This window comes from Clostridium sp. AF02-29 (assembly GCF_934835585.1).
In the GTDB taxonomy this organism is placed as follows: domain Bacteria; phylum Bacillota; class Clostridia; order Lachnospirales; family Lachnospiraceae; genus Otoolea; species Otoolea fessa.
In genome coordinates this window covers 1-14,226 of record NZ_CAKVZK010000002.1, presented here as the reverse complement: position 1 = coordinate 14,226, position 14,226 = coordinate 1, and the positions used below count along the sequence as shown (strand labels likewise).

General features: G+C 50.5%; 14 protein-coding genes and 1 tRNA gene. 5 read left to right on the top strand and 10 right to left on the bottom strand.

Going from position 1 to position 14,226, the window contains the following annotated elements; translation table 11 throughout:
- Nucleotides 1-22: 22 nt before the first annotated feature.
- From PUQ60_RS00835 to PUQ60_RS00800, 8 genes are all read right to left on the bottom strand, one after another.
- Complete coding sequence (locus PUQ60_RS00835) at nucleotides 23-343, bottom strand: V-type ATP synthase subunit F (protein ID WP_273380480.1); 321 nt, start codon at nucleotides 341-343, stop codon at nucleotides 23-25.
- Nucleotides 336-1,310 carry a V-type ATPase subunit gene (locus PUQ60_RS00830; protein ID WP_022358665.1) on the bottom strand — a complete coding sequence of 325 codons (975 nt, stop codon included), beginning with the start codon at nucleotides 1,308-1,310 and terminating at the stop codon, nucleotides 336-338. The genes PUQ60_RS00835 and PUQ60_RS00830 overlap by 8 nt, the downstream gene beginning before the upstream one ends.
- A gap of 27 nt (nucleotides 1,311-1,337) precedes the next feature.
- The gene (locus PUQ60_RS00825; RefSeq protein WP_273380478.1) at nucleotides 1,338-1,931 is read right to left on the bottom strand and encodes a V-type ATP synthase subunit E; all 594 of its coding nucleotides are present in this window, start codon (nucleotides 1,929-1,931) and stop codon (nucleotides 1,338-1,340) included.
- Nucleotides 1,932-1,976: 45 nt separating this feature from the next.
- The gene (locus tag PUQ60_RS00820) at nucleotides 1,977-2,444 is read right to left on the bottom strand and encodes a V-type ATP synthase subunit K (protein ID WP_022358667.1); all 468 of its coding nucleotides are present in this window, start codon (nucleotides 2,442-2,444) and stop codon (nucleotides 1,977-1,979) included.
- Between the two features lie 2 nt (nucleotides 2,445-2,446).
- The gene (locus PUQ60_RS00815; RefSeq protein ID WP_273380475.1) at nucleotides 2,447-4,462 is read right to left on the bottom strand and encodes a V-type ATP synthase subunit I; all 2,016 of its coding nucleotides are present in this window, start codon (nucleotides 4,460-4,462) and stop codon (nucleotides 2,447-2,449) included.
- A 19-nt stretch (nucleotides 4,463-4,481) separates the two neighbouring features.
- A complete protein-coding gene (locus tag PUQ60_RS00810; protein ID WP_273401077.1) occupies nucleotides 4,482-4,853 on the bottom strand; it encodes a hypothetical protein in 372 nt (123 codons plus the stop codon).
- Nucleotides 4,854-5,126: 273 nt separating this feature from the next.
- On the bottom strand, nucleotides 5,127-6,068 hold the full coding sequence (locus PUQ60_RS00805; RefSeq protein WP_273380471.1) for an AEC family transporter: 942 nt from the start codon (nucleotides 6,066-6,068) through the stop codon (nucleotides 5,127-5,129).
- Between the two features lie 424 nt (nucleotides 6,069-6,492).
- The gene (locus PUQ60_RS00800) at nucleotides 6,493-7,365 is read right to left on the bottom strand and encodes a methionyl aminopeptidase (protein WP_022358671.1); all 873 of its coding nucleotides are present in this window, start codon (nucleotides 7,363-7,365) and stop codon (nucleotides 6,493-6,495) included.
- Between the two features lie 351 nt (nucleotides 7,366-7,716).
- On the opposite strand from PUQ60_RS00800, the gene PUQ60_RS00795 reads away from it, so the two are divergent.
- Together PUQ60_RS00795 and PUQ60_RS00790 are read left to right on the top strand one after the other, a co-directional pair.
- Nucleotides 7,717-8,982 (top strand): DUF4118 domain-containing protein, encoded by a 1,266-nt coding sequence (locus PUQ60_RS00795; protein WP_273380469.1) that lies wholly within the window; start codon nucleotides 7,717-7,719, stop codon nucleotides 8,980-8,982.
- Between the two features lies 1 nt (nucleotide 8,983).
- Entirely contained in the window at nucleotides 8,984-9,694 is a 711-nt protein-coding gene (locus PUQ60_RS00790) for a response regulator (protein ID WP_118523443.1), read from the top strand.
- A 166-nt stretch (nucleotides 9,695-9,860) separates the two neighbouring features.
- Here PUQ60_RS00790 and PUQ60_RS00785 read toward each other — a convergent pair whose 3' ends face one another.
- Together PUQ60_RS00785 and PUQ60_RS00780 are read right to left on the bottom strand one after the other, a co-directional pair.
- A complete protein-coding gene (locus PUQ60_RS00785; protein WP_273380467.1) occupies nucleotides 9,861-10,670 on the bottom strand; it encodes a hypothetical protein in 810 nt (269 codons plus the stop codon).
- 206 nt (nucleotides 10,671-10,876) lie between these two features.
- Nucleotides 10,877-11,818 (bottom strand): DMT family transporter, encoded by a 942-nt coding sequence (locus PUQ60_RS00780; protein ID WP_022359219.1) that lies wholly within the window; start codon nucleotides 11,816-11,818, stop codon nucleotides 10,877-10,879.
- 268 nt (nucleotides 11,819-12,086) lie between these two features.
- On the opposite strand from PUQ60_RS00780, the gene PUQ60_RS00775 reads away from it, so the two are divergent.
- The 3 genes from PUQ60_RS00775 to PUQ60_RS00765 all read left to right on the top strand — a co-directional run bounded on the left by PUQ60_RS00775 (nucleotide 12,087) and on the right by PUQ60_RS00765 (nucleotide 14,175).
- Nucleotides 12,087-12,719, top strand: a complete 633-nt coding sequence (locus PUQ60_RS00775; protein WP_273380464.1) for a YitT family protein — start codon at nucleotides 12,087-12,089, stop codon at nucleotides 12,717-12,719.
- Nucleotides 12,720-12,868: 149 nt separating this feature from the next.
- Nucleotides 12,869-12,941 (top strand) — tRNA-Gly (locus PUQ60_RS00770).
- A gap of 97 nt (nucleotides 12,942-13,038) precedes the next feature.
- Nucleotides 13,039-14,175 (top strand): SLC13 family permease, encoded by a 1,137-nt coding sequence (locus PUQ60_RS00765; protein WP_273401079.1) that lies wholly within the window; start codon nucleotides 13,039-13,041, stop codon nucleotides 14,173-14,175.
- Nucleotides 14,176-14,226 lie beyond the last annotated feature (51 nt).

Here is a 14,226-nt window from a genome sequence, read left to right as displayed (position 1 = left end):
GAAGGTTTCACCCACCTTTCTATCATGCATCTCCAAACAGAATATCCGATCCAACTGCCTGTTCCACCGAATGCTTGACCGACTCCACGCCTTTTCCCGTATTCCCGGAAATCCCCGGAATCAGGATCACGGACGGAAGCGGCTGTTCCCGGTAGCGGTCGATAGCTGCCTCAATCCCGGCAGCCGCCGCCTCGGTGATATAGATCACCGCGTAGGAACCAGAAGCCAGTTCCAGAAATACTTTCTCCGTCTCTTTTACATCGGACACCGGAAATGTCTCCAGTCCCAGCGCCGCAAATCCGTAGATGCTGTCGTAATCTCCGACTACTGCAACCTTATACATACATCTCCCTTATCCTTTCCCGAATCTGTTCCTCCTCAAGACCGTTCAGACGGGCGGTCAGGATGATACGGACCGTTTTAATCTCATTTTCCTTCGCCAGCACATAGGCAACCAGCGGTCCCGCCGTAAACGGGTTATATTTCTGCGGCTTGATCGTCTCGATCAACTGATTGTCACACCACCGCTCAAACGCCGACGGCGATTCCTTTAATGCCTGCGCGCCGCCCGCATAGCGGGTTCCTTCCAGATACTCGCAGATCGCGCCGGCGCCGCCAAGAGCCGCCTGTGACAGGCGCTCGATATTCAAGCTATCGCACGGTGCCATCGCGCGCCGCATAAAATCCAGATGTTTTCCTGTCTTCTGGGATCGCACCGCTATCTTGATATCCGCCACCGCGACCGTCGTCTCGGCATAATCGCGGATGATCGCGTCGGACGCATTCTTTCCGCACTCATAGATAGCTGCGAGCGCCGCCCGGTCAACGATGATATCGCAGAGCTGCCCGTCGCTCGTATGCAGAAATGTCTCGCTGGCTTCCTTCGCCGCCTCCCGCATATGTGCCGGAAGCGCCTGCCAGTCCTTCTCCGCCACGATCTTCGCCATCCGCACGCCGTCCACCTCACAGTCGTCAAAATAGACATTGCCGTGGCTGCCCGGCGCCGCCGCATCCTTGATCGCCGCCTTTAAATTGTGGTAGAGATCCCCGTAGGAAAGCACTGCCAGGATCGCGTCGTCGCCCTTCAAAAGGTCGCGGACCGTCTCCCAGGTTTTCGTCTTCTCCCGGGTCAGGATCGCCTCCGCGCTGAGCGGTGTGTCTGCATCCCCCCAGCCGTGTTCGGTCAGGAAACGCAGTGCCCCCTCGTAGCTTTTTACGGACAGCAGCTGTTCAATCTGTGCGGAGGAAAAAAGCCCATTTTCCAGTGCCCGGATCCGGGCGACCGCGTAGGCATATTTTGTATCAGACATATAAGCCCTCCTTACCTTCTCCCGCCGTTATCCAAACAGCATCGCATGTACCTTGTCCGCCAGCTCATCCCGCTGCGACGCAAACAACGCCCCGGCAGAACAATTTTCCTCGACACCGCCATACACCAGAACAAAGCCCCCGTCGATCTCCCTCGGTTCTTTTTTCAGTACCAGACTTCCGCCCTTTTCCTGCGCCGTCTTCTCTATCTTTGCCGGAAAATCATCCGGCATCCGCTCTAAATCACGTTTTGAAACATAGATTTCTCCTGCCCGATCCGTCACGAACCGGGAAAGAAGCTGCTCCATCCATGCAAAATACGCCTCATCCGGCTTTGCCAGCAGCTCCTTATATGCCGCCGCAAGCATTTCCTCGATGATCGCCTGCTTTGCCGCAAGGATCGCCTGGCGCTTCTTTAGCGCCGCCGAAGAACGAAGCCGTTCCTCATAGCTTTTTTCACGCTGCGCCGCCGATTTCGCCTGCTCTTCCTCCAGCTTTTTTACCTTTTCACCGGCTGCCGCAAGAGTCGTCTCCGCTTCACCGGCTGCTTTTTCCCGAATCGCAAGCGATTCCTGTTTTGCATCGTCAAGGATCTGAGCAATAATCTTATCTAATCCATTCATACGCTTCACTCCTTAACTGATTTTGATTCTTTCCGCCGTGCCAGATTACAGTGCATTGATTGCCAGAATCGAAACCAGAAGTGCCAGAATCGCATAGGTCTCAACCATCGCCGGGAACAGCATCGCTTTACCAAACTGTTCCGGTTTCTTCGCTACGATACCGATGGAAGCAACCGACGTTCTTCCCTGATGTCTCGCCGATACCAGACCAACCACGCCGATCGGAAGGCATGCTGCCAGATATAAGAGTCCCTGGGAGATCGACATGCTCATGTCAGCGCCGCCGCCAAGAAGACCAATCTTAGAAAGAGCGATGAAACCAACCAGCAGACCGTAGATACCCTGGGTACCCGGAAGCAGCTGGAGCAGAAGCACCTTCGCGAATTTATCCGGATCCTCGGTTACGACTCCGGCTGCTGCCTGACCTGCCACGCCTACGCCGTAGGCTGAACCCATACCTGCAAGAATAACCGCCACTGCAACTCCCAACAATGCAAATACAATTCCGCTCATATTTAATCCTCCTTGATTTCCACGTATTTTGTTATCTGCTTAAACGGACGGAAGGCCTTTCCGCCACCCTCATAGAACTTTCCGAAAAACTCGACGTACTGCAGACGGCAGGTATGCACATACGCGCCGAGCAGGTTGATCGCCAGGTTAAACAGGTGTCCGAAGCAGAATACCAGTATAAATACAATCACACCAAATACATTATTTCCAACCATACTTCCCATCTGGTTGATAACCGATGCGATAACGCCGGTTGCCAGTCCGAGCGCCAGAAGGCGCGAGTAGGAAAGCACATCCGACACCCATCCGGTAATATTGTACAAATCATATGCGCCAAGCGCCAGCCGCAGGATCGGATTCTTCTTGTCGCGTGCCGACATCACCAGAATTCCCAGCGCGCCCACGATCGCCATTCCCTTTGCCAGCGAATTAAGCACCGGCGGGAATACGATATTCATCTGCGCGATGGAACCAAACAGTTCCGTCGGAAGCAGCATCAGAATCAGCCCCAGAAGCAGGAGGTACCAGAGTACCACGTCGCAGATAAAATCCACAACCTTGCCATCCTTTAAGAGCATATATCCTTTCAGTCCCAGCCCCAGAAATAGATGAATCACGCCAAATAACATCGAATAAACCAAAAGCTTCATCGGGTCATTTAGCGGGACAAACCAGAGCGCCGGTATTGTCACCGTATGTCCAAAATACGTCCGGCTCACGATGTCCACCGCATCTCCGAAATAACCGCCGAACATGACGCCCCAGAACAGGGTCGAAAGTCCACAGTACATAAAGAGCCGCAGTGATTTCCGCAGGTTTTCTTCCATCCTTGGAAATTTCTTAAGTGCCAGGAAGCACATCAAAAATACAATAAATCCGTATGCCGCATCTGAAAGCATCAGACCAAACAAAAATACATAGCACGCTGCCATGATGCCGGTCGGGTCCATCTCCCCCTTCGCCGGTAAGCCAAAGGATGCGGTCACGCCCTCCGCCGACGCCGCGAAGGTTCCGTTGGAGAGAAGCACCGGTGCTTCCTCATCCTCCGGCACATCCGAACTTTCCACTGCAAGTTCAAACCGGCTATTCAGCTTCTCCTCCAGTCCTTTCGCATCGCGCTTCGGGATAAATCCCGTGATCATACACGTTTTTTCCGACTGTAAGATCTCGCCGAGCGCCTCATACTTCTGTGCCCTCAGGCGGTAATAGTCGGATAACAATTTCAAATCTTCCCGCGCCGAAGCGCACTGTTTCAGTTCTTCTTCCGTCGCTGCCGCGCGTCCCTCATGCTCTGCCGCCTGCGCTTTGAGTTTCTTAGCGTAAGCTGCTGGAACTTCCTCCACCGGACGCGCCGGACGGGCAAATCCAATCGACCGGAGTGCTGTCTCCAGCTTCTCCTCGTCCTCTTTCAGGCAAATTACCGCAATGCAGGTCTGGTCGGCGTCGCTTCCGACAACCTCCAGCTCCCATTTTTCAAGCTGCGGCTCCTGTTTTGCCACCGAAGCGTAAATTTCTTCCTGCGTATAAGCGCCTCCGCCGACCGCGCCGACTAAGATAGCACACCGTTTCGTCTCCTGATACGCAAGTGGAATCTCCAGCTTCTGCCACGGTTTCAGGCTTTCCGCCTCCGCCAGCAGTCTAAGCGCCGCAGTCTTTTCCTCCGTGATCTGCTTTTGCAGGTTCAAAATGCGTTCCGCCTGACCTAAAAGCGCCTCTGCGTTCGCCTCCGTCTCCCGGTACGCGCCTGCCTTTGCAAGCGGCTTTCCGGCAAGCCCAGCAAGCATCGATGTTTCCTCCGGAACCACCGCGGCAAGCACTTCCAATGCTCGGTCCGCCGTCGCCGCATTCCGCTCAAACTTCTGTCGATCCTCCAGCGTGTCCATCCGCTTAAATACCTCGTCCGGCTCCGCCTCCGCTGTCAGCTCCAGCACTCCGGCAGCCTGCAGAAACTCCATCAGGGACTTACGGTCCTTCTTCAGGGCACAGATACATAGCTTTTGCATCTGCAATACTGCCATATCTACATCCCTCCATTCATTAGACCAGTTCCGCTATGAGCCGGTCAACCACCTCCGGTTTCCGTCTGTCCGCCGTCTCTCTGAGCGTCTGACACTCCGCCTCGGCTTCTGCCAGTGCCTGTTTTACGTACTCCTCCCCTCTGAGAGTCAGTTCTTCTTCCTGCTTCGCAGCTGCTTCTTTCCCCCTTTTCTGTGCATCTGCGAGCATTCGATCCGCTTCTGCCTCCGCCTCCGCCTTAACGCGACGTGCATCCTCCGAAGCCTGCGCGACCAGTTCCGATGCCTTCGCCTCTGCGTCCTCGACCGCCTGGATCGTCTCCTTGATCATTGAACCACCACCTTTTCCCCTAATTTTTTTCAGAAATAATGCAATATCCTTATTATGTTTCACATCCTCCCATTCCATACAATTCGCTGATTCGAAGCATCAAAAGCACATGGAAAATAAATAAGTTTTCTCGCATTTGTATACTATTATAACTTTTTCAATCAGTTTTGTCTATTAAATGTTTTAATCTTGAAAAGATTATACATACATCTTAATTTATGAAAAAAAATTTCGGTTCTCATGAAAAACAGTGTTTGTTTACACAAAAAAAGCTGCCAGACAATTGTTGCTCTTCCACAAACCACTGTCTGGCAGTCCCCTATTATATATTTATTTTTATACGAGCCATCCGATCGAATTAAGGAAATAGACCCACAAAAAGATCGTCACAACCGAGGCGACCGTGCTCAGCACGACAAACTGTCCCGCCAGCTCGCCGTCGCCGCCCATGTTCTGCGCCATCGCATAGGACGCCGTCGCAACCGGAGTCGCGTACATTTCAAAGTAAACAAAACGTTCCACACCGGAAAAGCCGAGCAGCGTCGCAACCGCCAGAATCACTGCCGGCAGGATCACCATCTTGACGGTCATCGACGGAACCACATATTTCAGATTGCCGCCGATCGCATTGAAATGCAGCGTTCCGCCCAGTACGAACAGGGCCAGCGGCGTTGTCAGATTGGCAAACTGCTTGATCGGTCCTTCCACGGAAACCGGAAATTTAATCCCTAACATATGGAAGATAAAGCCCATGAGTGCGCCGCGGATCATCGGATTTTTCAGGATATTCTTAATCAAAACGGAAACCGGGACCTTGCCGCCCCGGAACAATTCCAGAATCACGACCGCCGTTATGTTGTAGACCGGAATCACGATCGCCACCATCATCGTCGCCAGCAGTGTTCCCTCCTCACCGAACACGCTGGTTGCCAGCGGAATGCCGAACAGGACGAAATTGCTGCGGTAAATCGCCTGGATGATAACGCCGCGCCGCTCATTTTCCTTTACCAGACGCGGAACCACAGCAAGCAGAACCGCCTGCAAAAGCAGCACGCTGATAATGGCGGCTGCCACCAGACGCAGATTTAATGTCATTCTCTCCGGAATGGAATACAGGTTGTTAAACATCAGAATCGGAAAGAATGCCTGAAAGATCACCTTATTCAGGCGCTTCATAAAATCCTCATCCGCCAGCCCCGACATCCTGACTCCATATCCAAATGCGATATAGAGCAGAAACGGAAGGACTGTATTAAATGCAAATAAAAAATTTTCCATATAATTCCTGCCACTTTCTTCTTAATTGCTTTGTTCTGGACGCGGTTTCTATTCAGTCAGGCCGCCCCCCTTTAATCACCAGATTTATTATATACCCCATCCAAGAAATCGACAAGAAAAATTCAAGCGCGCCAGCCTCATAAACAGTTCCGAAAAAGTTTCGAATTATGTAATACTCGTTTAGATTTATTTTAGATATTGGTCAAAATATGGACACAATTATCCAGTATTATAATGGCATAACATCAATGAGGCAGATGGCACTAAGAAATGCGCGCAATTGTTATCTGGCTCGACTAACAACAATTTCCTTTATATAGATATTTCTTCACAGTTTTTTATCCCCCTTCGGCTGTGAAGAACGCCCACCTTGGGTACAAAAAAGAGACGGTTTGACGCCGTCTCTTTTTATGTACTCTGCAAGCTACCAGGAAAGCACCTCATGACCATCCTCAGTTACCAGCACCTGGATCTCCCACTGGGCGGATGCTTTTCCATCCTTCGTGTATACACTCCAGTCGTCGTCGCCATCCACGAATACCTCCTCGGTTCCCTCGTTGATCATCGGCTCGATCGTGAACATCATACCCGGAGCAAACATCATACCGGTGCCTCTCTGACCAATATAGCCAACCCACGGATCCTCATGGAACTCGATACCAACGCCGTGACCGCCGATCTCTCGAACCACAGAATAACCATTTTCTTCCGCATGCTTCTGGACCGCTTCCGCCATATCGCCCATGAAGCCCCACGGTTTTACCTGCTCCAGACCTAATTCCACGCACTCTTTGACAACGTCCACCAGTTTTTTATGTTCCGGGCTGACATTTCCGATGCAGAACATACGGGAAGAATCCGCATAATAGCCGTGATAAATGGTCGAAACATCCACGTTGATGATATCGCCATCCTTTAATACGACATCCGCTGACGGAATGCCGTGGCAGACCTGATCATTGATGGATGTGCACACGCTCTTCGGGAATCCTTCATAGCCAAGCGGCGCCGGGATTCCGCCCATGCGGGTCGTCTCATTATATACCCACTGATCGATCTCCTCGGTTGTGACGCCAGCCTTGATATGCTCAGCCACATAATCCAGAACTGCCACATTGATCTTGCAGCTCTCGCGGATCCCCTCGATCTGCTCCGGGGTCTTGATCATGTCGTGATCCGGAATCTGGTGTCCGGCATCCGCCGCCTCCATCAGCTTCTCATCAAATGCCTCATGGCAATGTTTGTACTTCTTTCCACTTCCACACCAGCACAGATCATTTCTTCCTAATTTTTTCATCTTATTTTCATTCCTTTCGCCCTGCACTCCGGCAGCCCGTTTGTCACTCTCTAACAGGCGGGTCAGCCTGCTTCCCTCAATCGGGAGACTGTTTGGAGTTTAACACACTGACGCTGAAAATGCAATGAAATCGCCCTTATCCAACCAGATTCTCAATAATCATGTTCCTGTTCACACACATGTGTGCCCAGTAACGCGATTTTTCTCCTCCGTCCACCGTCTTTCTGTTTTTATCCCAAATTTTCACGATTTTTTCAACTTTTTAACAGTCTTCCTCTCTATTTTTCAGAAGAAACATTGTATAATAGAAGCATCCAAATGAATTTTTTGAAAGGAGACTTTCTTTATTTAATGAAACATTCAAGCAAACCTTCTGTTCCTGGAACTTCCAATGAAACCTTCCCGAAAACAGAATCAACCAGCAGCCTTCAAGGCTCAGCCGAATCCAGCTCTCCGGATACCAGCATTTCCAATGGCGGCGAAACACATCCATCCAAAATTGACGCCTTAAAAAATTGGTTCCGGACCCGCCCGATCGTCGAAAAATTCTGTGCGCTTCCGACATACATACAAAGCTGGGGACTTACCTTGTTTTTCATGGGTACCGCCACGACCATCGCGTTCTGCTTTTTTCATGCGCTCAAAAACCCGACTGCCAACATCGCGCTGACCTACATTCTGGCGGTCTTTTTGGTAGCGCGTTTTACGGACGGATACAGCTTCGGCCTGTTCTCCTCCTTTGTCGGCGTCGTCTGCGTCAATTTTCTGTTCACGTATCCGTATTTCGCGCTGGATTTCACGATGGCCGGCTATCCGATTACCTTCGTGGCAATGTTTTCAATTTCCAGCATTACAAGCGCCATCACAAGCAACATGAAAACGCAGGCACGCGTGCTGGCGGAACGTGAAAAGATGCTGATGGAAGCAGAAAAAGAAAAGATGCGGGCGAACCTGCTGCGGGCAATCTCCCACGACCTCCGCACCCCGCTTACCAGCATCATCGGTTCCAGTACCGTATATCTGGAAAATGGCAGCAGTCTCCCGGAGGTTGAGAAAAATGCACTGGTGCGCCATATTCTTGAGGACTCTAACTGGCTCTTAAACATGGTTGAAAACCTGCTCTCCGTCACGCGTATCAACAATGAGACGGCAAAGGTAACTAAGACCTCGGAACCGGTCGAGGAAGTTCTCTCCGAGGCGATGATCCGCTTAAAAAAGAGACTTCCAGACGCCAATATCCATGTGCGCGTGCCGGAGGAATTCCTGATGGTCCCGATGGACGCCGTCCTCATCGAACAGGTTCTCATCAACCTGCTGGAAAATGCCGTTGTCCATGCTGAAAGCACCGAGCCGATCGAGTGCTATGTGGAATCACTTTCCGACTATGCGGTTTTCCACGTGCGCGATTACGGCGTCGGCATCCCGCCGGAGAAGCTGGCAACCATCTTTGACGGCTCTTCTTCGACGACCAGCACTTCGCCGGATGGACGAAAGGGCATGGGAATCGGGCTTTCCATCTGTAAAACGATCATTCTCGCCCACGGCGGCGAAATCAAGGCAATCAACCACACGCGCGGTGCCGAATTTTACTTTACCCTTCCAAAGGAGGACAAATAACATGACACATAAACTTTCTATTTTATTAGTAGAAGATGAAAAAAACATCTGCGACTTCATCTCCACCTCCCTGTCCGCACAGGATTACCGCATTTCCACCGCACACACGGGAAAAGAAGCACTTCCGATCATCACGTCCCAGTGCCCGGATCTGATTCTCCTCGACCTGGGGCTTCCAGACATGGACGGCATGGAGATCATCCGCCAGGTCCGCACCTGGTCCAGCGTCCCGATCATCGTCCTCTCCGCCCGCACGCAGGAACAGGAAAAGGTACGTGCGCTCGACCTCGGCGCGGATGATTATCTGACCAAGCCGATCGGCACCTCCGAGCTTCTCGCGCGCATCCGGACTGCCCTGCGCCACAGCAACCGCCTAAACACGGATTCTCCGCTTTATAAGCGCCCATTCCATGCAAAGGGACTGACGATCGATTTTGAAAAACATCTGGTATCGGTTGATGGAAAGGATGTCCATCTGACGCAGATCGAGTTTAAGATTATCTCCCTGCTGGCGCAGAATTCCGGCAGGGTCATGACGTATGATACGATTATTTCGAATATCTGGGGGCCGTATGCGGACGATGATAACAGTATTCTGCGCGTGAATATGGCACATATTCGAAGGAAACTGGAACAGAATCCAGCAGAACCGCAGTATGTGTTTACAGAGATTGGGATTGGATATCGGATGATTGAGGATGAGATGCAGTAATAGATTGATTGATTGTCGTGATGCGGAAAGAGGCGTCCGGGAACGCTGGCTCTACAGATTCCCGGACGCCACTTTCCTCTTGTTATGTTATGGATCGCTTTTACCTGCCAGCCTTTGCTTTGCTCGGCTGGCTTTTGATTGTCTATTTTTGTTTTTGTCTGTTTTTTTATTCTACTTCGCTTTCAATGACTCCATCGTATAAACCGATTAAGTCTTCATAGCCATCCGTGGATGGAAGTGTCACTACGACCGGCTCGCCCGGGTTCTGGACTTCGGTCTCCATCAGAGTAATGCAGGTCATCGGCTGGTCGAGGACTTCCATGTTGTATACGATATAGTTTGTCATATAGATAATGTAATCGTTGTCATCCAGCACGTAAGCGCCTTTCATTTCCTGGATGTTCATGTCCAGATTGATATCGGTGCCGAGTGTGTTCATCACGGTTCCGAGGGCTTCTTTGACGTTCTTGTTTAGCTTCTTTGGATTTGCCTCATATGCCAGCACACGTTTTCCATTGACCTCGTTTAAGGAAATGCCCTTCATATAGCTGGATTCCATATTGCTGGTGTTGACTCCGGTCTGGACGGAGGATATGATCTGCTCTAATGGCATCGGGTATTTCAGTTTGACACCGTTGGCATCTACGTAATAGTAGCCGTCCGTATAAAAAACCTGTGAATAGCTGTCCTGTCCCAGAATCGAGGAAGCGACCTGTGCCAGGTACTTGAGATCGGTGGTATCCTGCATATCCATCTCTGCATGCATCGCCATATCAACTTTCATCTGACCGTCCGGAATGACATCCTTTGCAAGTATGACCGAATGGACGCCGCTCTGAATCTCCGCGGACTGAATCGTATTGTTCTTCTCCATCACCCGGTCAAATACCTCCGCCGGATTTTCGGCTGCAAATGCGGTTGTTGACATCGTCATAATGGCTGCTGCACTCACAAGTGCGGTTGCTAATTTTTTCATCCCTGTTTCCTCCTGTCTGCTGTCGGGCTTATGTCGTATTTCCCTATATAACTTTCTGCCCTATCTATAACCCATTTTCGAGCTGTGTCGGCAACCCAGCTTTTGTTCCTGAAATTCACGTTTCTGAACACGAAAACCACTCCGACTTTATCTTCAGTATATATAATTTGGCATCGCTTGTAAACCATATCGGCGGGTACTTTCCCTTACATTTTTATTACATCTGACAGCTCTTTCGATTCCAAAAGTGCCTGCTTTTGAGTATTCTTTCTTTTCCGGTTATTATATACAAACATGGAAATTGCCATCAGACAGATAATTCCATATCCGAGAAAACTCCAGCCGTCCGGCACCTGCCCGAAAATGAAGAAACCGAGCATCGTCGAGAAGATCAGCTGCGAATAATCGTAGATGGAAATACGGCTCGCCGGGGCATAGCGGTATGCCGCCGTGATCGCAAACTGTCCGCCTGCCGCCGCGCAGCCCGCCAAAAGCAGGATCCCCATCTGCTGCCAGGTCATCGGATGATAGTCAAAAATCAGCCACGGCAGCACAACCACACAGGAAAATACCGAGAAAAACAGCACGATCACCGGTCCCTTTTCTCCTGCCTCTCCCAGTTTCCGCACCATCGTGTACGCCGCGCCCGCGCAGATGCCGCCGAAAAAGCCCAGCAGCGACGGCACAAGTGCCAGATTGGAGAATGTCGGCTTTACCACAAATATACTGCCGAGAAACGCACCGAAGATCAGCGAAAGCTGAATTGGCATAACTTTTTCCTTTAAGATCAGCCAGCTGAACAGCACTGTAAAAAACGGCGACATTTTATTTAGAATCGATGCGTCCGCCAGCACCAGATGATCCACCGCATAAAAGTTACACAGCACTCCCATCGTGCCGAAAATTGACCGCATCAGAAAATACGGCAGATTTTCCCTGCGGATACGAAACGGCTCTCCCGCCCGCAAAAGCAAAACAACCGCTGACAGCGCCGCCACAAGATTGCGAAAAAAACTCTTCTGCATCGACGGCAGATCGCCCGCCAAATGTACAAACATACTCATCAGCGCAAAACAGAACGCAGACAGCACCAGGCAGGCAATTCCGCGGTATTCCTGCTTCCGGATGTCCGGATGATTTTCTACCATGTTTTCATTCCCCTTTCCGTCTTCCTATCTTCCAGTATACGCACATCCCACATTTTTGTCTATGAATCCACCCGGATTTTTTCGTTTTCACATTTCACACGGCTGCTGTTCACGCTCATGGAAACCGTAAATCCACATGTTTTTTTTGCTTTCTCCCGTTTTGCATCATTTCTGCAGAGAGTCCGCCCATCTTGACACAAATCCGTTTCCATACTAGAATAGAAAAACCTTTATTTATATGTAAATCATTCACAAGGAGCCTGTTATTTTGCTGAAATTATTCCATTCCCTCGATTTAAAACTAAAATCCTGCCTGATTGCACTGTTTGGAAGTGCATTTCTGGCATTTGGCCTGTACCACGTCCATTCCTTTTCCGGTGTCACCGAGGGCGGTGTCTTAGGAATGACGCTTCTGCTTGATCACTGGTTCCATATCTCCCCATCCGTGTCCGGCTTCATCATGAACCTCGCCTGCTACGCGATGGGATGGAAACTTCTGGGGAGGCAGTTCATCGCCTACTCCATTCTTTCCAGCGCCAGCTTCTCCCTGTCTTACCGCATCTGTGAGCAGTTTCCGCCCCTGTGGCCGCAGCTTGCCGATATGCCGCTTGCCGCATCCCTGATCGGCGCGGTCTTCGTCGGCGTCGGTGCCGGGCTCTGCGTGCGGATCGGCGGTGCCCCGGGCGGAGACGATGCGCTTGCGATGAGCCTTTCCCACGTGACGCACATCAAAATCCAGTGGATCTACCTCCTGTCCGATTTTGCTGTACTGGTGCTTTCACTGAGCTACATTCCGTTAAACCGCATGGTATATTCCATCCTCACGGTACTCCTGTCCGGACAGATCATCGGGTTTGTGCAGACCGTGGGAACACATCCAGTGGAAAATATGAAAACTTGATCAGTTTCATACGGTTCTCCCGGTTTCAAAAGTGCCTACCCGTGAACAGTAATGAATTTTCTATATTTTTTGATTTTTTTTAAAAAAACGCTTGCCAAATTAACCGACCTATGATATTATATAACTCGTTGAAGCGATGCTTCAGAAATGCGCGAGTGGCTCAGTTGGTGGAGCGCGACCTTGCCAAGGTCGAGGCCGCGGGTTCGAGTCCCGTCTCGCGCTCTTTTTATTTTATAGCGGAAACCTTTTCACGAGGGTTTCCGCTATTTTCGTTACTGGCCACAGTTACACTTTTTCTTTTTCAAGGGAGTATTTTACCATGATACAAAAAGTAAGTTCTTTTCTCAAAAAGGATACTGTTTTAACCATCGCCCTGGCTCTGGCTGTCCTTTCCATGTTTATCATACCACCGTCTGCCGGATACCTGGGATATCTGGATCTGCACACACTGATCCTGCTCTTTGGCCTGATGACAGCAACCACAGGTCTCCAAAACATCGGTTTCTTTCGACAGCTCGGGGAATTACTGCTGCTTCGAATCCATTCACTCAGGCAGCTGGAACAGCTTCTGATTCTTCTGTGTTTCTTTTCCAGCATGCTGATCACCAACGATGTGGCCTTAATTACCTTCGTTCCATTTGCTCTGGAACTACTGCGGATGGTAAACCGCAAAGACCGGATCGTTCCGGTTGTCGTCTGCCAGACACTGGCAGCCAATCTCGGCAGCATGACAACTCCGGTGGGGAATCCCCAGAACCTGTATCTGTATTCCCACTTTGAGCTTTCACTTGATACATTCATCCGGAGCATCGGTCCATTTTCGCTGCTTTCATTGGTTTTGCTGCTGCTCGTCACAATGTTTACACCAAGGGAGACTATCTCACTCGATACAGCCGGTAGAGATACAACCTCCGATGAGACCTTTCCTAAACGCTGCCTTTTCTGCTGTCTGGGAATGTTTTTCCTGTGCCTTTGCACCGTAGCCGGTCTTCTGCCGCTTCCAATCCTGTTTATCTGCATTCTGGCGATTGGCTGTCTGGCAGACCCGAAGATCTTCTGTCAGGTAGATTACTCTCTCATCCTGACTTTTATCGGATTCTTCATCTTCATCGGGAATCTGAAACACATTCCTGCGGTAAGCTCCCTGCTTTCCAGTATGATCACGGGACACGAAGTGATAGTCTCCGTTCTGGCCAGCCAGGTAATCAGCAACGTTCCGACCGCCATCCTGTTGTCCGGATTTACCGAAAAAGGAGTTTCCCTTCTGATCGGAACTAACCTCGGCGGTCTCGGCACCCTGATCGCATCCATGGCGAGTCTTATTTCTTACAAATATATCGTCCGCTCCTGCCCAGAGAAAAAAGGAATCTACTTCCGCTGGTTCACGATTGCAAATGCGGGATTTCTAGTGATCCTGATGGCGGTATATTTTCTGGTTTTTTATAGCATCCGATAAAAAAGAATGTGCCTTGGCACATTCTCGCGCCGAGCGCGGTCGCTTGCGACA